At 64.9% G+C, this 19,239-nt stretch carries 15 protein-coding genes; 4 read left to right on the top strand and 11 right to left on the bottom strand.

What is annotated here, in order from left to right; translation table 11 throughout:
- The first annotated feature begins 270 nt into the window (after positions 1-270).
- Positions 271-2,211, top strand: coding sequence for a M23 family metallopeptidase (locus tag AUL31_RS19440; RefSeq protein WP_060610702.1), 1,941 nt, complete (start codon positions 271-273; stop codon positions 2,209-2,211).
- A gap of 15 nt (positions 2,212-2,226) precedes the next feature.
- On the opposite strand, the gene mgrA is transcribed toward AUL31_RS19440, so the two are convergent.
- From mgrA to AUL31_RS19465, 5 genes are all read right to left on the bottom strand, one after another.
- Complete coding sequence (mgrA, locus tag AUL31_RS19445) at positions 2,227-3,264, bottom strand: L-glyceraldehyde 3-phosphate reductase (protein WP_060610706.1); 1,038 nt, start codon at positions 3,262-3,264, stop codon at positions 2,227-2,229.
- A 67-nt stretch (positions 3,265-3,331) separates the two neighbouring features.
- Positions 3,332-4,312 carry an extensin-like domain-containing protein gene (locus AUL31_RS19450; protein ID WP_060610708.1) on the bottom strand — a complete coding sequence of 327 codons (981 nt, stop codon included), beginning with the start codon at positions 4,310-4,312 and terminating at the stop codon, positions 3,332-3,334.
- A 1-nt stretch (position 4,313) separates the two neighbouring features.
- Positions 4,314-5,639, bottom strand: coding sequence for a L,D-transpeptidase family protein (locus tag AUL31_RS19455; protein WP_244489468.1), 1,326 nt, complete (start codon positions 5,637-5,639; stop codon positions 4,314-4,316).
- A 123-nt stretch (positions 5,640-5,762) separates the two neighbouring features.
- Positions 5,763-6,176, bottom strand: a complete 414-nt coding sequence (locus AUL31_RS19460; protein WP_073469589.1) for a hypothetical protein — start codon at positions 6,174-6,176, stop codon at positions 5,763-5,765.
- Between the two features lie 28 nt (positions 6,177-6,204).
- Complete coding sequence (locus AUL31_RS19465) at positions 6,205-7,041, bottom strand: aldo/keto reductase (protein ID WP_060610712.1); 837 nt, start codon at positions 7,039-7,041, stop codon at positions 6,205-6,207.
- A 107-nt stretch (positions 7,042-7,148) separates the two neighbouring features.
- Between AUL31_RS19465 and AUL31_RS19470 the strand changes: the two genes are divergently transcribed.
- A complete protein-coding gene (locus tag AUL31_RS19470; protein WP_060610714.1) occupies positions 7,149-7,535 on the top strand; it encodes a PRC-barrel domain-containing protein in 387 nt (128 codons plus the stop codon).
- Positions 7,536-7,591: 56 nt separating this feature from the next.
- Here the strand turns inward: AUL31_RS19470 and clpB are convergent, their stop codons facing one another.
- The 6 genes from clpB to AUL31_RS19500 form a co-directional block, all read right to left on the bottom strand.
- Complete coding sequence (gene clpB, locus AUL31_RS19475; RefSeq protein ID WP_060610716.1) at positions 7,592-10,213, bottom strand: ATP-dependent chaperone ClpB; 2,622 nt, start codon at positions 10,211-10,213, stop codon at positions 7,592-7,594.
- Positions 10,214-10,417: 204 nt separating this feature from the next.
- Positions 10,418-11,713: a DUF4167 domain-containing protein gene (locus AUL31_RS19480; protein WP_082647034.1), complete on the bottom strand. Its 1,296-nt coding sequence runs from the start codon at positions 11,711-11,713 to the stop codon at positions 10,418-10,420.
- A 389-nt stretch (positions 11,714-12,102) separates the two neighbouring features.
- Entirely contained in the window at positions 12,103-12,972 is an 870-nt protein-coding gene (gene prmC / locus AUL31_RS19485) for a peptide chain release factor N(5)-glutamine methyltransferase (protein WP_082647035.1), read from the bottom strand.
- Entirely contained in the window at positions 12,965-14,044 is a 1,080-nt protein-coding gene (gene prfA / locus AUL31_RS19490; RefSeq protein WP_060610726.1) for a peptide chain release factor 1, read from the bottom strand. The genes prmC and prfA overlap by 8 nt, the downstream gene beginning before the upstream one ends.
- A 48-nt stretch (positions 14,045-14,092) precedes the next feature.
- Entirely contained in the window at positions 14,093-16,372 is a 2,280-nt protein-coding gene (ptsP, locus tag AUL31_RS19495) for a phosphoenolpyruvate--protein phosphotransferase (RefSeq protein WP_060610729.1), read from the bottom strand.
- Between the two features lie 68 nt (positions 16,373-16,440).
- The gene (locus AUL31_RS19500) at positions 16,441-17,700 is read right to left on the bottom strand and encodes an aspartate kinase (protein ID WP_060610732.1); all 1,260 of its coding nucleotides are present in this window, start codon (positions 17,698-17,700) and stop codon (positions 16,441-16,443) included.
- A 203-nt stretch (positions 17,701-17,903) separates the two neighbouring features.
- Between AUL31_RS19500 and ubiG the strand changes: the two genes are divergently transcribed.
- Positions 17,904-18,650: a bifunctional 2-polyprenyl-6-hydroxyphenol methylase/3-demethylubiquinol 3-O-methyltransferase UbiG gene (gene ubiG / locus AUL31_RS19505; protein WP_060610734.1), complete on the top strand. Its 747-nt coding sequence runs from the start codon at positions 17,904-17,906 to the stop codon at positions 18,648-18,650.
- 92 nt (positions 18,651-18,742) lie between these two features.
- The gene (locus AUL31_RS19510; RefSeq protein ID WP_060610738.1) at positions 18,743-19,216 is read left to right on the top strand and encodes a hypothetical protein; all 474 of its coding nucleotides are present in this window, start codon (positions 18,743-18,745) and stop codon (positions 19,214-19,216) included.
- Positions 19,217-19,239: the final 23 nt, after the last annotated feature.

Below are 19,239 nucleotides of genomic sequence, written 5' to 3' on the forward strand. Positions count from 1 at the left end.
CAAAACTGTCGAAAAACCTCAAAAGGCTTTGTACGACAACGACTTGCCTGGACCCTATCTGGGTATCCCCTCCCCCGATGTCAAACCCCAGGGGTGTATTTGCGGCCGAATCTCGGGGAATCGCCCGCCTGAGCCAGCGAATCCCCCGCCTTGGGAGCCCCCCTACGCTCGCCTTATCGACGGCCAAATCGCACGCGAGATTGACAGGCAAGGGATAAACCGGCCAATCGTTTCGCGGTAAGGCCGGGGTGGGTAACGAGCAGGAGCGGAATGAAGCAGGAACGCCATGTGCTCGACGAGTTGGGGGATACGCCTCCGCTGGTCGCCGACAAGCGGCGGCGGCCGGATCGGCGTCAGGTCTCGGCGCGTTGGCTGGCGGGTACGCTTCTGACCGGCGTCACCTCCGTGACGCTGATGGGCATTGCGCTTTCGGCCGCGCATGAGGGCCATCCCGTCCTGGCGCGGCCTGCCGTCCAGAATCTGGCGGCGGCATCCGCGGCGCCCGATGTGCCGACGATCCGCGGCGAGCGCGTCTTTGCGACCGCAATTCCCCTGTCGCGCAGCAAGAAGGTGCTGGAAGTTCCCACCATGATCAGCGACGGCAACCGGGATGTGATCCGGACGGTGCCGATCGCCTATGTGGCGATGATGCTGGGCGCGCGGCATACCGCTACCGAAGATTACCCCGATTTCGATCCGCTGAAGGTATTTGCCGAAGACGACGCCGAGGTCGACGCCGACCGGCTGGGCGAGCAGGGACAGATCTACGGCTCCCGCGTCGAGTCGGATGTCCAGCTTGCCGTCGAGCCCTTCGACATGGCCAGCGCCGACCTGGACGATCTCGACGATATCGGTACGGAAGAGGCCGAGGCGCTGTTGCGCCAGACCGAGGAAGATTTGGAGACGACGCCCGTCCAGGTTGCAGCCTTCCTGCCGTTCGACCCAGGCCGCTTCGATCCGATGAGCGACATCCAGGGGTATGTCCCGGGCTCTGCCTTCCGCGTCATCCAGGAAAACGTCTCCGTATCGCAGGCCGACGACGGCACCGCCCATGCCGGCCGGTATACGGAAGAGATCATTCCGCTGCGCGAGACCTACGGCATCGAAAAGGCGCTGACCGAGAACGGCTACCCCGAGGCAGAGGCCAGCAAGGCGGCGGCGGCACTCGGCAAGCTCTTGGGCCGCACCGAGATGCGCGCCGGCGAAGTGCTCCGGCTTGGCCTCCTGGCGCATGAGGGCGACCCCGGCCTTGTCCGCGTATCGGCCTATCGGGGCATCGACCATCTGGCGACCGTGGGGCGTGCCGATGACGGCGCCTACATGGAAGGTCCGGAACCGCAGCTCAGCCGTTCGGTTGCCGAGGCCTTCGACGAGAACGCCACCGAAGAGCCGATGCGCTCCAGCATGCCGACCGTCTATGACGGCATCTACCAGGCGTCGCTTTCCTACGGGCTGGATGAAAGGCTGGTGCGCCGGCTGGTGCGCCTTCTGGCCGCCGATCTCGATTTCCAGGCGCGCCTGGAGCCGGAAGACAAGCTGACCGTCCTCTATTCGCTGACGGACGGAAAGACGGAAGCCGACGAGAATTCCGATATCCTCTATGTCGAGGCGCGGTTCGGCAATTTCGAGAAGAAATACTACCGCTTCTGGGACCCAGACGCCGGCATTCTCGACTTCTACGACGCCGAGGGGCGCAGTGCGCGCCAGTTCATGCTGCGCAACCCCGTTCCAAACGGGCGCTTCACCTCGTCCTTCGGGTCGCGCCGGCATCCCGTTCTTGGCTATTCGCGCATGCATTGGGGCGTGGACTGGGCGGCACCGCGTGGCACGCCGATCCTGGCCAGCGCATCCGGCACGGTCACCCATGCCGGCTGGACCAGCGGCTATGGACGCCAGACCGTCATCAAGCACGCCAATGGCTACGAGACCTCATATTCGCACCAGAACTCCATCGCCAAGGATGTTGTCGTAGGGGCCAAGGTCCGGCAGGGACAGGTGATCGGCGCAGTCGGATCGACGGGCCTGTCCACCGGCAATCACCTGCATTACGAAGTTTCGGTCAACGGACAGCGGGTCGATCCGATGCGCATCCGCCTGCCGGCAAGCCGCGCCCTGAAGGGCGAGCAGATGGACGCCTTCCAGGAAGAACGCGCCCGTATCGATACGCTGATCGAGGAAGGCGCGGCCGACATGCGGGTTGCCGGCCGCTGACGAAACCTCGCCGCCTCAGGCGGTCGGTTTGATGCTGGAGTGATTGCGCCACAAATCGATGCCGCCCTCTGTGGCGTGGGTATCGATGGAGCGCAATTCCTCTTCTGAGAATTGCAGATTGTTCAGCGCATCCAGGGAATTGTCGAGCTGCTCGACGTTCCTCGCGCCGATCAGTGCCGAGGATACGGCCGGATTGCGCAGAACCCAGGCGATGGCCATCTGCGCCAGGGTCTGTCCACGCGCCTTGGCGATCTCGTTCAGCGCGGAGATCCGCTCGATGTTTTCCGGGGTGATGAGCTCCGGCGAGAATGAAACGCTGCGCGTCGCACGCGAGCCTTCGGGCACGCCATTCAGGTACTTGGTCGTCAGCAGGCCCTGCGCCAAAGGCGAGAAGGCAATGCAGCCGAGGCCGAGTTCGGCCAGCGTATCCAGAAGGCCGTCCTCTACCCACCGGTTCAGCATGGAATAGGACGGCTGGTGAATGACGAAGGGCGTACCCTGCGCCTTGAGAATGCGATACGCCTCGCGCGTCAGCTCCGGCGAATAGGAAGAGACGCCGACATAAAGCGCCTTGCCCGAGCGGACCGCCTGATCCAGCGCTCCCATGCTTTCTTCAAGCGGCGTGTCGGGATCGGGCCGGTGGTGGTAGAAGATGTCCACATAGTCCAGCCCCATGCGCTTGAGGCTCTGGTCCAGGCTGGCGAGGATGTATTTACGCGAGCCGAGATTGCCGTAAGGGCCGGGCCACATGAGGTAGCCTGCCTTGGTTGATACGATCAACTCGTCGCGATAGGGGCGGAAATCCAGGTCCAGCCAGTGCCCGAACTGCTCTTCGGACGAGCCGGCGGGCGGGCCGTAATTATTGGCAAGGTCGAAATGCGTGACGCCCCTGTCGAAGGCGCGGCGCAGCACGGCGCGCCCCGTTTCGAAACTGTCGACACCCCCGAAATTCTGCCAGAGCCCCAGCGAGATTGCCGGCAGTTGAAGCCCCGAGCGCCCCGTGCGCCTGTAGGGCATGTCGTCATAGCGGTTTGCTGCGGCATCGTATGGCATCTGTCGTCCCTCCCGGAAACCTTGAAGTCAGACGCCTTGTAGCTGCGGGGCGACGCAGCCTCAAGTTTCATCGGCAGTAGGTGGAGCCATTGTTGCGTGCAGCGATATCCAGATGGAAATGCGTATCGTGATCGGCATCGGTGCCGGGTCCGAGCACCGTGCGAAACGGACCGCAGGCCGCGCGCCGTGAATCCGCCAGAAACCGATCGTCCGCCGAAGCCGGCTCCTGCCGCTCGACGGTGATGCTCTTGCCCGACCGGAACCCGAAGGCGGCGATGTCGATGGCGCTGCCGCGCGAGTGCTCCGAAATGCGGCTTTCGCTGGCGCGAGCGCGGCACACATAGGTGGATGCGTGCGTGATGGAGGAGAGTTCCTCGTCGGGCAGCGCCTTTTTTGCGGCCGCCACCACGCCCTCGGCCACCCAGATATCCAGCGCCAGTGCCGTGCGGCACAGCATCTGCGTATCGGGGGATACCGTCATGCCGGTGCTGAGGGACTTGATCGTGACCGGGCGCAGCACGCCACAATCACCATCGGCAATCGAATCTCCGATGGAAAATTCGACGCCACGCTTCTTCAACTCGCCCTCGCAGGTCTCCGCATCCAGCAGGGCTTCCGCCGCCTCGACGGATTCCTCCGGCGTCACGGCGGCTTCCGGCGTGGTCGGGGCAGACGGCTCCGGCCTGGTGCGCGCTTTTTCGGGCGGGATATAGGCGGGGCTTGGCTGGGCCGGGCCCTGCGGAGCGGCTTGCGGGCCCTCGGGCATATCGGCGGACGTCGGTTTCGGCTTGGATTCGGGCTCTGGCGCAGGCTGAGGCTGCGGGTCTGCCGCGCCGGGTTCCGGTTGCTCCCCCGGCTTCAGCTCGGGGACAGGGATAGCCTCTTCCGGGATATCCTGCCCTTCCAGGCTGGGAGCGTCCGGTACGGCGGTCTCGCCACCGGGGACCGGCGTCGGAACGGGAGGGTTTTGCTGCGCCCCGGCGGCGCCACAGCCGATGCCGGAAGCGAAAAGGCAAGCGGCGAAGACGACCGGCCGGATGGAGATCATGTCAGTCGTGAAACTCCACGGTTACGCCCGGTTTCACCAGCTTTGCCAGTTCCTGGGCATCCCAGTTGGTCAGGCGGATGCAGCCATGGCTGTTCGTCTTGCCGATCTGCGACGGCTCGGGCGTTCCGTGGATGCCGTAGGTCGGCTTGGACAAGGCGATCCAGACAGAACCGACCGGGCCGTTGGGCCCCGGTGGGATCGTCAGGACGCCGGTGTTGTTGCCCTGCTGGAAATTGATCTTGGGGTTGTACGTATAGTTCGGGTTCAGCGCGATGCGCGCCACGGTATGCGTTCCGGTGGGGGATGGTGTCGCGGATGAGCCGATCGTGGCGGGATAGGCAACGACCAGCCGGCCGTATTCGTCGTAGGCGCGCACCTGCTCGCGGCCCTTGTCGGCCACCACGCGGGCAACCGGCGTCTTGACGTTGGAGCCCGTATCCATCACCCGCAGGATGGTGCCCGGACGGCTGAAATCGGCGCCGGGGTTGATTTCCTTCAGATACGCCTCGTCCATGTGGAACCGTTCGGCCAGCATTTCCGAAACGCGCTCATAGGACATCGCCGGCAGCGTGGCCTTTTCGGCATAGTCCGAAGGGATCGAGGCGACGAAGGGCCCGGCAACGTCCTCGTTGGTGATTTCATACTCCACGACCGCCGGGCCGCCCGTCGCATACAGTTCTTCCAGCAGCGCCTGCGGGCTTGTCGCGTCCAGAAGGCGACCCGTCATTTCGTGATAGGCGGCGACGGCCTTGTTGACGTTGGACCCCATGCGTCCGTCGATGACGCCCGGAGATACGCCCGCGCGATCGAGGATCACCTGCAGCGCGGCCACTTCGGCCTTCGCGTTGCGCCCGGTCGGGCCGGCGACCGCCGGTGCGGGGTTGGTTTCGATCATCGGCTGGCCGGGCGCCGGCATGGCCGGCTCTGCCGGGTTGACCGAGCCCGTATAGGTGTTGTCCACCGGCGGGATACCGGCGCGCTGCGAGGCGCCCGGCGGCGGCAAGGGCATGGAATCCGACGGGCCGGCTCCGTAATTGCCATACGGATCGTATCGCTCTGCCGGTCCTTCCAGAATGGCGCCGGCAGGCGGCGCACGGCGGGCCGGCTCCTCGATCGAGACGACGCGGCCATAAGGATCCACCGTCACGATGCGTCCGTCTTCGTCGATGAAGCGGCGGACGTCTCCCATATTCTGGTTATCGTAATAGGGATCGCGCGCACCGTAGGGATCGCGCCCGTAATCATAGCCGTATTGCGCCTGCGCGGAGGTCGCGGCCAGCGGCAGGATCGCCAGGAACGCGAATGTCCAGCGAGAACGCAACGCCATCATCATCAATCCTTTCCAGCCGAGACGCTCGACCAGAGGTTTCACCGTCCCAAACGAATATGTTCAGGCTTCATTCTATCGCAAGATATGGTTACCGAATGGCAAATACCGAGCAACGCCATCTTATGATCCCGGCCGTGCCGGCCCCTGTTCGGCCCGGCGCAGGCGGAAGCGGACGGGATTGGGCTCGTGATCGTAGATTGCACCGGAATAGACGTCGACGCCGGCACCCACCACGCCCACCCCGGTCATGACGTTGCGTGCCGCCCCCGTGGCTCCAGCGAGGCTGACCCTGGATCGCACCTCCACCGTCTGGCTGGCATAGCCGGGCTTTTCGGCGGTAACGGTGAAATCCTCGGCGCGCGGCGCACGGATCTTGCAGGGGCCGCGGCACACCCGGCCGTAGCTGGTGCGCACCAGCGCGTCCGCCGGCTCCACCTCTATCGTCACGTCATCGTTTGTCCCACGCGCAATCGTGCCGCAGGCCGTAAGCGTCGATAGTGCCAGGCAGAGAAGCGCAATCGCTCGCAGGTTCATCGAAACCTCGTCCAAAACCGATATCGGGTCAGATTATAGACAGTGGGACCTTGCGCGACGGCGGCGGAAATGCGGCGTCCAGCACCGCCATATCCTCGGCCTCCAGATGAAGGTGCAGCGCAGCGGCATTCTGCCGCACATGCTCCTGCGTGCCGGCTTTCGGAATGGCGATCACGTTTCCATCGCGGATCGCAAAGGCCAGCGCCACCTGCGCCGGGCTGACACCGTGCCTTCCGGCAACGCGGGCAAGAGCTTCATGCCGCAGCAAGCTCCCACCCTGCCCCACGGGCGAGTAGGCCATGGCCGGCATCCCCTCGCGCCGCATCCACGGCAGAAGGTCATATTCGGTTCCGCGTTCCTCGGGATTGTAGAGGATCTGGTTGGTGGCGCAGGCGCGGCCGCCAGGCGTTTCCATCAGTTCCTGCATATCGTCCGTATCGAAGTTCGAGACGCCCCACATCAGGATCTTGCCTTCCTGACGCAGGCGGCCCAGCGCATCGACCGTCTCCGCCAGAGGAAAGCCGCCGCGCCAATGCAGCAAATAAAGATCGATCCGGTCTGTGCGCAGGCGCTTGAGACTTGCCTCCAGCGCGCGGATGGTGCCGAGAGACGACGCATGCGACGGGGCGACCTTCGAAACGACGAAGAGTTCGTCGCGGCGCCCTTCCATGGCCTCGCCCACCAGCTCTTCCGAAGCGCCGCCGCCATAGATTTCGGCCGTATCCACCAGTGTCAGGCCGAGATCGAAACCGACGCGCAGCGCCTTGATCTCCTCATCGCGCAACTGGTGGCCCTCGGCCATCATCCAGGTGCCCTGCCCGATGGCCGGAACGCCGTCGCCATCGGCGAAATCTATAATCCGCATTTGTTGTCCAGCCTTTCGATCCTGCTTTCGACAATGCCGAACCGGAACGAGCACGCGGCTTGCGTCGTTCCAGAAGCGGACCAAGGACGAAAAAGGGAGGTATCCCCATGTCCTCGACTTATGAGGTAAGCCCGAACGGTGACGTACAGGTTGGTGCTGACGCCATCGAAGCAAGCCGGGTCAATGGAACGAAAGTCTACAACACCGAAGGCGACAGCCTTGGGCACATCTACGATCTCGTGATCGGCAAGCGCGACGGCAAGGTCAAGTATGCGATCATGTCGTTCGGCGGCTTCCTGGGGATCGGCGAAGAGTACCATCCGCTGCCCTGGGAAGTGTTGAAATACGACGAGCGGCAAGGCGGCTATGTCGTCGGCCTGACACGCGAGCAGCTCGAAGGCGCACCGCATTACTCGGAAAGCGACCGGCCCGACTGGGTCGATCCGGCCTATGGGCGGCGCATCAACGATTATTACGGCCTCGGCTACTACTGACCGGAGCCTGATAGGCAAATAGAAGGGGCGGCCGCGAGGCCGCCCCTTTTTTTGGCTTATGCAGCGAACCGGTCGCCGGGTGTCTCGGCCTTCGAGCCGACAACGTAGAATTGCAACCTGTCGTTGCCAGCCGAAATCTTGACGCTGTCCTCGTCCTTGATCTCGCCAAGCAGGATGCGCTCGGCCAGCGGGTCCTGCACCTCGCGCTGGATCACCCTTTTCAGGGGGCGCGCGCCATAGGCCGGGTCGTAGCCCTTTTCCGACAGCCAGTCGCGTGCCGACGGTTCGAGCTCCAGCGTGATCTTGCGCTCCTGCAACAGCTTTTCAAGCCGCCGCATCTGAATATCGACGATCGCGCCCATCTCGGAGCGGTGCAACCGGTGGAACAGGATCGTCTCGTCGACGCGGTTCAGGAACTCGGGGCGGAAACTGGCCCGCACCACATCCATCACCTGCCCACGCACCAGTTCGACATCCTCGTCGTCCTTGAGCGCCACAAGATACTCCGCGCCCAGATTGGACGTCATGATGATCAGCGTGTTGCGGAAATCGACCGTACGGCCCTGTCCATCCGTCAGCCGACCATCATCGAGAACCTGCAGCAGAACGTTGAACACGTCCGGATGCGCCTTCTCGATTTCGTCGAACAGGATCACCTGATAGGGCCGGCGCCGAACCGCCTCGGTCAGGACACCGCCCTCTTCATAGCCGACATAGCCGGGAGGCGCGCCGATCAGCCGGGCCACGGAATGCTTTTCCATGAACTCCGACATGTCGATGCGCACCATCGCGGTTTCCTCGTCGAAGAGGAAACCGGCCAACGCCTTGGTCAACTCCGTCTTGCCGACGCCCGTCGGGCCAAGGAAGATGAACGATCCGATGGGCCGGTTGGGGTCCTGAAGGCCGGCACGCGCACGCCGCACGGCGCGCGAAACGGCCTGCACCGCCTCGCCCTGTCCCACGACGCGCTGCCCGAGGACATCTTCCATCCGCAGGAGCTTATCGCGCTCGCCTTCCAACATCCGGTCCACGGGAATGCCGGTCCAGCGGGAAACGACCTGCGCGACATGATCGGCAGTGACGGTCTCTTCGACCATCGAACCCGTCTGCGACTGGTCTGCCGTTTCGGCTTCCTTCAACTGGCGCTCGAGGTCCGGAATCTGGCCGTAAGCCAACTCGCCGGCGCGCTGGAATTCGCCATTGCGCTGCGCGATGGCAAGCGCATTGCGCGCTTCGTCGAGCTGGCGCTTGAGTTCGGCGGCATGGCCGAGCTTCGACTTTTCGGCCTGCCAAGTGGCGGTCAACGCATCGGACTGCTCCTGCAGGTCGGCCAACTCGGCCTCCAGCCGCTCCAGCCGGCTGCGGGCGCCATCGTCCTTTTCCTTCTTCAGGGCCTCGCGCTCGATCTTGAGCTGCACGATGCGACGGTCGATCTCGTCCAGCGCTTCCGGCTTGGAATCCACGGCCATGCGCAGGCGTGCCGCGCCTTCGTCGACAAGGTCGATGGCCTTGTCGGGCAGGAAGCGGTCGGTGATGTAGCGGTTGGAAAGCTGCGCAGCCGCCACCAGGGCAGAGTCCGATATCCGCACCTTGTGGTGCTGCTCGTACTTCTCCTTCAGGCCCCGAAGGATCGAGATCGTATCCTCGACCGTCGGCTCGTCCACGAAGACGGGCTGGAAACGACGGGCAAGCGCCGGGTCCTTTTCGACGTGCTTGCGATACTCGTCCAGCGTCGTTGCGCCGACGCAATGCAGCTCGCCGCGCGCCAGCGCGGGCTTCAACAGATTGGACGCATCCATGGCGCCATCCGCCTTGCCGGCGCCGACCAGCGTGTGCATCTCGTCGATGAACAGGATGATGTTTCCGTCGGCCGACTGCACTTCCGACAGAACGGACTTCAACCGCTCCTCGAATTCACCGCGATACTTCGCGCCGGCAATCAGCGCGCCCATGTCGAGCGCCATCAACTGCTTGTCGCGCAGCGATTCCGGCACGTCGCCATTGACGAGGCGCAGGGCCAGCCCTTCGGCGATGGCCGTCTTGCCGACGCCAGGCTCGCCGATGAGAACCGGGTTGTTCTTGGTGCGGCGCGACAGAACCTGGATCGTGCGGCGAATTTCATCGTCGCGGCCGATCACCGGGTCCAGCCGGCCTTCGCGGGCATCCTTGGTCAGGTCGCGCGCATAGCGCTTCAACGCATCGTAGCCCTGTTCGGCGGATGCGCTGTCGGCAGTGCGGCCCTTGCGGATCTCGTTGATGGCGGCGTTGAGGGAATTGGCCGTCAAGCCGGCCTTGGCCAGGATCTCGGAGGTCTTGGCGCTTTTCTCCATGGCCAGGGCAAGCAGCAGCCGCTCCACCGTTACGAAGCTGTCTCCTGCTTTCTTGGCGATGTCCTCGGCCGTGGCGAACACCTTGGCCGTCTGCGGCGCAAGATAGATCTGCCCTGCCCCGCCCGTCACCCGGGGGATGGCGTCAACGGCGGCGTCCACCGCCAGCCTTACGTCCTGCGGCCGGCCACCGGCGCGTTCGATCAGGCCCGTGGCCATCCCTTCCGGATCGTCCACCAGAACCTTCAACAGATGTTCGGGAAGGAATTGCTGGTTGTCGCGCGTGAGCGCGAGGGTCTGCGCGGCTTGTACGAAGCCCCGCGCACGCTCCGTGTATTTCTCGATATTCATCCGGTCATCTCCTTTACGGCGACGGCCCGATCTTCGGCATCCATCGCCACACCGTGGAGTCGGTTCCCTTCAGGCGAACCGCTGCAGCGGATATGGGATGGGTCGAGCCTGCCGAAAAGATGCCCCGGTAAAAGATTGGGCGCAAAGAAAAAGGGCCGGCAAAGCCGGCCCAGATTCAATCCGATCCCATGCAGCAGATGGCGATCAGCTATCCGAACCCACAAGAAACGCGGGCAGATGGTTCTCATCGGATGCGTCGTCATCTTCCGCCTTCTTGCGGCGGGCGCGGGGGGCCGGCTTGCGCTTGGGCGCTTCCGAACCGGCGTCATCGCCCTCAACCTTGGCGGCGGCGCGGGTACGCCGGCGCGGAGCGGGCTTCGCATCGGCATCGACCGCGTCGACGGCATCGGCGCTTACGGTGGCGGGGGATTGCCCGGCGGCCGGAGCCGGAATTTCGGCATTCACCGGTGCATCGGCGCCGGCTGCCGCCTCGTCTTCATCGCGGCGCGGGCGACCGCGCCGGCGGCCCTGCTCGGCCTTCACCTCGACGGACGGCGTCGTCGACGCGTCGTCGGCGAATGCAGGCGAATCGATTTCCGGCTGCGGTGCGCCCACGGCGCCGACATCCTGGCCATCGCTGCCGACCTGCCCGTCGCCACGCTCGCGGTTGAAGCGTTCGCGGCGCTCGGCAAAGCGGGTGCGACGATCGTCCCGGTCACGACGGAAACTGCCGTCATTGCGGTTGTTGTTGTCGTTGCGATTGCCGTTCTGGTGATTCTGGCCGTCTTCACCTTCGGCCACAGCCTCGGATGCGTAGCCTTCGCCATTGCCCTGCCGGTCGCGGAAATTATTGCGACGGTCGCGGTCGCGGTTACCGTCGTGGCGCTGGTTATCCGACCGGCCGCCATCCTGACGGTTCTGGCCGTCGTCACCTTCGGACCCGGCCTCGGACGCGTAGCCCTCGCCATTGCCCTGCCGGTCACGGAAATTGTTGCGGCGGTCGCGGTTGCCGTCGTTGCGCTGATTGTCCGACCGGCCGCCATCCTGGCGGTTCTGGCCGTTGTGCTGGCGCTCGCCGCCATTGTGTTGACGATCGCCATTGTGCTGACGCTCGCCCCCATTGTGCTGACGATCGCCATTGTAGCCGTTGTGCTGGCCGTTGTTGTGCTGGCCGTTCGGGGCGCTGCCCTCGACCGGCAGATCGTCGCCCTCGTCCTCGTCGCCATCATAATCGCGCTCATTGGACTGGAGTTGGAAACTCCCCTGCGCGGCGGCGACGATGCGCCCGTAATGCTCGGCGTGCTGAAGATAGTTTTCCGCCATGACGCGGTCGCCGGAGGCCGTCGCATCGCGCGCCAGCGTCGTATATTTTTCGGCGATGTGCTGGGCCGTGCCGCGAATCTTCACGTCCGGTCCATTGGATTCGTAGCTGCGCGCCAGCGGATTCGGGCCCTTGCGCCCACGTCCACGCATACGCTTGTTCTGCTGTTGTGGCCTCATGCTTTTCCTGTCTTTGGATCACACGGTCCGTTTCGGTCGGCGCATGAAAATCGCGCTGCCTGTTCGTCCGGTCTGGCCCCATCTTTTCGGGCGGCACAGGCCGCCACGCATGAAAATCAGCGTTTGAGCAGTTGCGGCAGAATCCGCTTCAGCGAATGCGCCGCCCATGCTCGCCATGTTTCGTGTTGGTCGTGTCCCGCGAGTGTTCACCGACACCTGGACGGATCGGAGCCTTTTCGGGGGGCTTTCGGCGCGACCGCCTCGTATGAAGCGCTGCGCCAGCCCTGCCGAATATCCGTCTCTGGATTTAGTCCTAGTGGCTCCGAAGCGCGCTCACAAGAGGTTTGTTGGTCCTCTTCCTATTTAATTGTGCATTGTGTTCGTAATTGTCATCGGGCGGAACGCCGGAACAGAAGTGCACGCTCGTGCCCGCCGAGGTCCGCCTTGGACGTGACGAAAGCAAGCCCCGCATGCTCCATCAGGTTGCGCACGTCGTCGCCCTGGCCAGCGCCGATCTCCAGCAGCATGTCGCCGCCCGGCCGCAGAATGTTCGCCGCGCCATCAGCCAAGGCGCGGTAGGCATCGAGACCATCCGCACCGCCGTCCAGCGCGCGGCGCGGGTCGTGACAGCGGACACCGACATCCAGCCCATCGATCTCGTGTGAAGGAATATAGGGTGGATTGGAAACGATGGCGTCCAAAGGCTCGGTAATCGAGCCCATATAGTCGGATACAAGCGGGCGGATGCGGTCAGAGACGCCGGCCTGCCGCGCATTCTGCATAGCGGTGTCCAGGGCGCCCTGCGCGATGTCGACGGCGATGCACCTGGCAAGCGGAAACGCGGCCAGCAGCGACACCGCTATGGCGCCCGTGCCGGTTCCGATATCGGCAAACAGAAACGGCGTTTCCCGCCCGAAGCGGGCGGACAGCGCCTCGATGGCCAGATCCACCAGGGCCTCGGTGTCCGGCCTTGGTTCCAGCGTATCCGCCGACAGCGTGAACTCGTGGGCGTAGAACGGACGATAGCCGAGGATGCGGTAGACCGGCTCGCCCGAAATCCGCCGCAGAAGCCTTTCCCGGAACGGCTCCACCGGCTGCGCAGGGCGTTGCCCGGAGCGCAGGTGAAGATCCGTCGACGTCAGGCCCAGGCTGTCCATCATCAAAATGCGGGCATCCGCCGCAGCGCTGTCGATGCCGGCCGCAGCCAGCTCGGCCCGCGCCTCTGCCAGAAGCTCGCCGATGGTGGGCACCTCAGGCATCGACACCCATGGATGCCAGTTGCGCCGCCTGATGATCGGCGATCAACGCGTCGACCAGCTCGTCCATCTCACCTTCGATGACGCGGTCGAGCTTGTAGAGGGTCAGGTTGATGCGGTGGTCGGTCACGCGCCCCTGCGGGAAGTTGTAGGTGCGGATGCGCTCCGACCGGTCGCCCGAGCCCACCTGCGAGCGGCGCGCCTCGGACCGTTCGCTCTCGACCCGCTGCCGCTCCATGTCGAACAGGCGCGCGCGCAGAACCTGCATGGCCCGCGCGCGGTTCTGGTGCTGGGACTTTTCGGACGAGGTGACGATGATGCCGGTGGGCAGGTGGGTGATGCGCACGGCGGAATCCGTGGTGTTGACATGCTGGCCGCCGGCGCCGGATGCGCGCATCGTATCGATGCGGATATCTTCGGCGCGGATTTCGATGTCCACATCCTCGGCGACGGGCAGCACGGCCACCGTTGCCGCCGACGTGTGAATGCGCCCGGACGATTCCGTTGCCGGCACGCGCTGCACCCGGTGCACGCCCGATTCGAACTTCAGCCGCGAGAAAACCCCCTTGCCGCGCACCTCGGCGATCACCTCGCGATAGCCGCCGACTTCACCGTCCGAGGCGTCGAGGATCTCCACCTTCCAGCCACGCAACTCGGCATAGCGCTGGTACATGCGGAACAGGTCTCCGGCAAAAAGGGCGGCCTCCGAGCCGCCGGTGCCGGCCCGGATTTCCAGGATGGCGCCCTTCTCGTCGGCCGCGTCCTTGGGCAGAAGCAGGATCAGGATGTCGTCCGACAGCGTCTCGATGCGGTCGGCCAGTTCGTCCATCTCCGCCGCGGCCAGATCGCGCATTTCGCGGTCGGCGCTCGGGTCGTCCAGAAGGCCCTTCAGGTCGGCGCGCTCGCGCGTGGCGGCATTATAGGCGCGGATGGCCGCGACGACGTCTTCCAGCCCGGAATATTCCGCGGCCAGGCGCGCATAAACCTCATGCTCCGGTCCCTTGGCCATCTCGGCCTCCAGGTGCTCGGACCGCTTGAGGATTTCGTTCATCGTATCGGCAGGCAAGATCGCCATGGGATTCCTGAATTGATGCGTTTGGCTGTCGGCGCGCGCAGCGCCGGCCTAAAGCGGGATGGAGTTGCGGGCGGCGTAATCCCGCAGGAAATCTCGAAGCCGGCCCTGCCGGAACCTGTTTTCCAGGAAGGCGTCGAGCTCGCGCGACAGGTCCCCGGCATCGAGCTCCAGCAGCATCGCCTTGACCGGTCCGATCGAGGACGTGGTCATGGATATGGATTTGAAGCCCAGCGCAATCAATGCCATGGCCGACAATGGCTGTCCCGCCATCTCGCCGCACAGCGTCACGGACACGTCGTTGCGCTCTCCCGCCCGCAGGATTTCGCGCAGCGCCTTCAGGAAGGGCGGAGACAGGTCGTCGAAGCGCCCGGCAATCTGCGCATTGCCGCGATCCACGGCACAGAAGAACTGGAACAGGTCGTTGGAGCCGATGGATACGAAGTCCACCAGCGCCATCAGTTCGTCGAGCTGGTACAGCATCGACGGCACCTCGATCATCGCGCCCAGCTTCAGGCGGCGCGGCATGACATGGCCAAAGCGCGTCTGCTGCTTGAACTCGCGGGAGATCAGGTCGCGCGCCTGCTTCAACTCCTCCATGTCCGTCACCATGGGGAACATGACGCGCAACTCGCGCCCGCCTGCCGCGCGCAGCAGGGCGCGAAGCTGGGTGCGCATCAGGCCGGGCTTGTCGAGCGCCAGCCGCAAGGCGCGGTAGCCGAGTGCGGGGTTTTCCTCGGCCGACTGGTGCAGATAGGACAAAACCTTGTCGCCACCGACATCGAGTGTGCGGAACGTCACGGGCTTGTCGCCGGCCGCATCCAGCACGGAGGCGTAGAGCCGCTCCTGTTCGCTGGTCTTTGGCATTGCCGAAGCAACCATGAATTGCAGCTCCGTCCGGAAAAGACCGACGCCGTCGGCGCCGGAATCGGCCAGTTGCGGCAGGTCCACCAGAAGGCCGGCATTGACCAGCAGCCGGATGCGGCGTCCGTCCTTCGTCTCCGACGGCTGGTCGCGTAGCTGCCGGTAACGCTCCTGGCGCAGGGCCCGGAAGGCCACGCGCTCGGCGTAGACGTCTTCGATGTCGGAGGGCGGGCGCAGATGGACCACGCCCTTTTCCCCGTCCACGATGATGGCGTCGCCCTTTTCGGCCATCGAGACCGCGCCCTTGGCCTGTCCCACCACCGGGATGCCCAGCGCCTTGGCCACGATGACGACGTGGCTTGTTGCCGCGCCCTCTTCCAGCACCAGGCCGCGCACCTGCTCGCGGCGGTAATCCAGAAGCTCGGCCGCGCCCATGTTGCGGCAGACGATGATGGCGTCGCCCCCGCCATCCTCGCCGAACAGGTCGGCGGCCTGCCCCATCAACTGGCGCAGCAGGCGGTTGGCCAGATCGTCGAAATCGTGCAGTCGCTCGCGCAGATAGGGGTCGGCCATGTGCATCATGCGCGCCCGCATGTCCGACTGCACTTTCTCGACCGAGGCTTCCGCCGTCAGGCCGTTGCGCACCGCCTCTTCCAGCTTGCGCACCCAGCCCCTGTCATTGGCGAACATTCGATAGGCTTCGAGCACCGCGCGATGCTCGCCCTCCGCCGCGATGTCGCGGCGGGACAGCATGTCCTCGATGGAGATGCGCAGTGAAGACAAGGCACCGTCCAGGCGCGCCACTTCCCCCTCGACATCCTCGTTGAACAGGTTGGTCACCACGACGCGCGGCTCGTGCAGCACCACGCTGCCGAGGCCGATGCCATCGGCCAGCGCCGCACCCTCGATCATCACCGGACGCGACAGATCCAGCACCACGCCCGGCCGCGACAACCCCTCTAGGCTGCCGGCGGCCACCATCTCGGCCACCACCATGCCGACGGTTTCGAGCGCTTCGGTCTCCTCGTCGCGGTAGACGCGCTTGGCCTTGTTCTGCACCACCAGCACGCCCAGGATGCGGCCCGCCCTCAGGATCGGCACCCCCAGGAAAGAGTTATAGATCTCTTCTCCCGTTTCCGGCAGATAGGTGAAGGCCGGATGCTTCTGGGCATCATTGAGGTTGAGCGCACGGGCCGTCGCGGCGATGGTGCCGACCAGGCCCTCGCCGAGGCGCAATTGCGCAAGGTGGACCGAGCCGGGGTTCAACCCTTCCGTCGCATAGAGTTCGAGTACGCCGTCGGCGCGCAGGATATAGAGGGAGCACACCTCCGCCACCATGTTGGCGGCGATCTGCCGGACGATTTCGTCCAGCCGCGCCTGGGGCTCCAGCGGCTCGGCCATCAGTTCGCGCATGCGGCGCAACAACACCCGCGGCCCGGGGGAATCGCTTCGCGTCAAGGGCGTCATCCGTCCGTCACGTTGGGACATCGCCCGCGGGGCGATGTCGATTCGGGCGTTCGAGATGGCGCCCGTGCTCAGGGACGAGCTTTGTCGAGACCGTACACCGAATGCAAGGTCCGAACCGCCAGTTCGGAAAACTCGCCGTCGATCAGAATGGAGATCTTGATCTCCGATGTGGTGATGGCGCGGATGTTGATGCCCCGGTTCGCCAGTGCCTTGAAGGCCGTCGCCGCAACACCCGTATGGCTGCGCATGCCGATGCCGATGACGGACACCTTCGTCAGGCCGCCTTCCGACTGGATGACGTCGAAGCGCATGTCCGACTTGGCGTTTTCGATGATGGTTGTCGCCTTGTCGAGGTCGCTGGCGGGCACCGTGAACGTCATGTCGGTGCGCGTGCCGTCCTCGGAGATATTCTGCACGATCATGTCGACGTTCACGCCGGCATCGGCCAGCGGGCCGAAGATGGCGGCGGCGATGCCGGGCCTGTCCTCGACGCGGCGAAGCGATATCTGCGCCTCGTCCTTGGCGTAGGCGATGCCGGTAACGACCTGCTGTTCCACGATTTCATCCTCGTCGCAAATGAGGGTACCCGGCGGGTTTTCGAAATCGCCCATGCCGGGCGCATCCGGATCCTCGAAAGAAGAACGCACGAATGTGCGCACCTTGTGAACCATCGCCAGCTCGACCGAGCGCACCTGCAGCACCTTGGCGCCCAGCGACGCCATTTCCAGCATCTCCTCGAAGGAGATGCGGTCCATGCGGCGGGCCTTCGGCTCTATGCGCGGATCCGTCGTGTAGACGCCGTCGACATCGGTATAGATGTCGCAGCGGTCGGCCTTCAGCGCGGCCGCGACGGCGACGGCGCTGGTGTCCGATCCGCCGCGTCCGAGCGTGGCGATCCGCCTGTCGGGCGCGATGCCCTGGAAGCCGGCGATCACCGCCACCTGCCCCTCGGCGAAACGGCGTATGATATCGGACCCGTCGATATCCTCGATGCGGGCCGCACCATGGGCAGTGTCGGTTGCAATGGGGATCTGCCATCCCATCCAGGAGCGGGCATTGACGCCCATCGACTGCAGCACGATAGCCAGGAGGCCGGCCGTGACCTGCTCTCCGGATGCGACGACGGTATCGTACTCGCGTGCGTCGTGGATCGGCGATGCCTCGCGGCACCAGCTCACAAGCTCGTTGGTCTTGCCCGACATGGCGGAAACGACCACCGCCACCTCGTGACCGGCATCGACCTCGCGTTTGACGTGACGGGCCACGTTGCGGATACGGTCGACATCGGCCACCGAGGTGCCGCCGAATTTGAGGACGAGACGCGCCATGGGACAAAGAGCTTGATGTTGTCCGGCAGCGTGACACCGCCGAAAAGTTGAAATGACACGCGACACCAGGCCGCACCTGCAGCCCGGATCGCGAAAGCGCCGCTCAGTAACCGAAATTACGGCTTGCTGCAAGAAGCCTCCGGTTGACTTGCCGGACGGGGCAGCCCATCCACCTAACCCTGACCAAGGCAGGCGGAGGCATCATGTCCGACAACAAGGCGACGACGATCGACGCGGCGGAGGTGGAGCGTTTCTCCCGGCTGGCCGCCGAATGGTGGAACCCGCATGGCAAGTTCCGGCCGCTGCACAAGTTCAACCCCGTCCGCCTCGAATGGATCCGCAACGAGATCGTGCGGCATTTCGGCCGCCATGCGCTGGCGCCGCTTCCGCTGTCCGGCCTGCGCGTCCTGGATATCGGCTGCGGCGGCGGCCTCGTCTGCGAGCCGCTGGCCCGGCTGGGCGCCGCCATCACCGGCGCCGATGCCAGCGCCACCAATATCGAGGTTGCCCGCCTGCATGCCGCCGAAGGCAACCTTGACATCGACTATCGCGCCACGACGGCCGAGGCGCTGGCGGAAGCGGGCGAAACCTACGACGTCGTCCTGGCGCTGGAGATCGTCGAGCACGTCTCCGACGTTCCGTTTTTCTTGGCCACCTGCGCCGGCATGGTGCGGCCCGGCGGGGTGATGGTGGTTGCCACCATCAACCGCACGATGAAGGCGCTGGCGCTGGCCATCGTCGGCGCGGAGTATGTTCTGCGCTGGCTGCCGCGCGGCACCCACTCCTACGAGAAACTGGTGCGCCCCGAGGAAATCGAGCGCCCGCTGGAGGCCGCCGGCCTGACGCTGGCGGCACGGACGGGCGTCGCCTATAACCCGCTGGCCGGCAAATGGCGTGCGACCTCCGACACGGACGTCAACTACATGTTGTCCGCCACCCGCCCGGCTTGACGCCGCGCACTGGAAATTCGAAATGCAGTCTGATAGTTGAAGCTGAGATCGGCGATCATGTTAATGGCCGCCCGGACTGCGGGAACCGTCGAATGACCTCGTCTGCATCGCGCAAAACCGTATACCAGCCCGAAGGCAGGGTTCTGGCGTTTCCCGCCTGCCCCACCTCGTCACGCATCATGCCGGCGCTGGAGACGCTCGACGATTCCCAGCGCATCCTGCTCGACCGCCTGCGCTGGCTTGCCCTGCGCAGTCGGCTTGCCCCGAAGCCGAATCTGGAAAAGGCGTGCTTTCTGCTTGCGGCGGGGCGCGAGGCTTCGTTGGAGCGCTATTCCGTATGCTTCTTCCGCGGGCTGGCCGACCACGCCCGCCGCGACATGGAAATCTACCGTCCTGGCGCCCGGGCGGTCAGCGACGACGAAACCTGGTTGCTGCGCCTGATGGCCGCATGGCGGCGGAACGAGCCGCGCGCCGCATCAGCGCTCGTCGCATGGCGGGTGGAGCCTTCGCACCAGCGTTGGCTGCGGTTCCTGTCCGAAGGCCTGTCCACGGCGCTGGATGCCTGAAACCTGTTGACGGTCGTCGCGCG

Origin of the sequence: Aureimonas altamirensis, from assembly GCF_001463885.1 — a bacterium.
In the GTDB taxonomy this organism is placed as follows: Bacteria; Pseudomonadota; Alphaproteobacteria; order Rhizobiales; family Rhizobiaceae; genus Aureimonas; species Aureimonas altamirensis.

Bases quoted from the DNA above. Each gene is read 5' to 3' on its own strand.
- AUL31_RS19480 (WP_082647034.1), bottom strand. From the start codon at position 11,713: ATGAGGCCACAACAGCAGAACAAGCGTATGCGTGGACGTGGGCGCAAG.
- AUL31_RS19500 (WP_060610732.1), bottom strand. From the start codon at position 17,700: ATGGCGCGTCTCGTCCTCAAATTCGGCGGCACCTCGGTGGCCGATGTC.
- AUL31_RS19460 (WP_073469589.1), bottom strand. From the start codon at position 6,176: ATGAACCTGCGAGCGATTGCGCTTCTCTGCCTGGCACTATCGACGCTT.
- prmC (WP_082647035.1), bottom strand. From the start codon at position 12,972: ATGCCTGAGGTGCCCACCATCGGCGAGCTTCTGGCAGAGGCGCGGGCC.
- AUL31_RS19510 (WP_060610738.1), top strand. From the start codon at position 18,743: ATGACCTCGTCTGCATCGCGCAAAACCGTATACCAGCCCGAAGGCAGG.
- AUL31_RS19455 (WP_244489468.1), bottom strand. From the start codon at position 5,639: ATGGCGTTGCGTTCTCGCTGGACATTCGCGTTCCTGGCGATCCTGCCG.
- mgrA (WP_060610706.1), bottom strand. From the start codon at position 3,264: ATGCCATACGATGCCGCAGCAAACCGCTATGACGACATGCCCTACAGG.
- ubiG (WP_060610734.1), top strand. From the start codon at position 17,904: ATGTCCGACAACAAGGCGACGACGATCGACGCGGCGGAGGTGGAGCGT.
- AUL31_RS19465 (WP_060610712.1), bottom strand. From the start codon at position 7,041: ATGCGGATTATAGATTTCGCCGATGGCGACGGCGTTCCGGCCATCGGG.
- prfA (WP_060610726.1), bottom strand. From the start codon at position 14,044: ATGGCGATCTTGCCTGCCGATACGATGAACGAAATCCTCAAGCGGTCC.
- clpB (WP_060610716.1), bottom strand. From the start codon at position 10,213: ATGAATATCGAGAAATACACGGAGCGTGCGCGGGGCTTCGTACAAGCC.
- AUL31_RS19440 (WP_060610702.1), top strand. From the start codon at position 271: ATGAAGCAGGAACGCCATGTGCTCGACGAGTTGGGGGATACGCCTCCG.
- AUL31_RS19450 (WP_060610708.1), bottom strand. From the start codon at position 4,312: ATGATCTCCATCCGGCCGGTCGTCTTCGCCGCTTGCCTTTTCGCTTCC.
- AUL31_RS19470 (WP_060610714.1), top strand. From the start codon at position 7,149: ATGTCCTCGACTTATGAGGTAAGCCCGAACGGTGACGTACAGGTTGGT.
- ptsP (WP_060610729.1), bottom strand. From the start codon at position 16,372: ATGACGCCCTTGACGCGAAGCGATTCCCCCGGGCCGCGGGTGTTGTTG.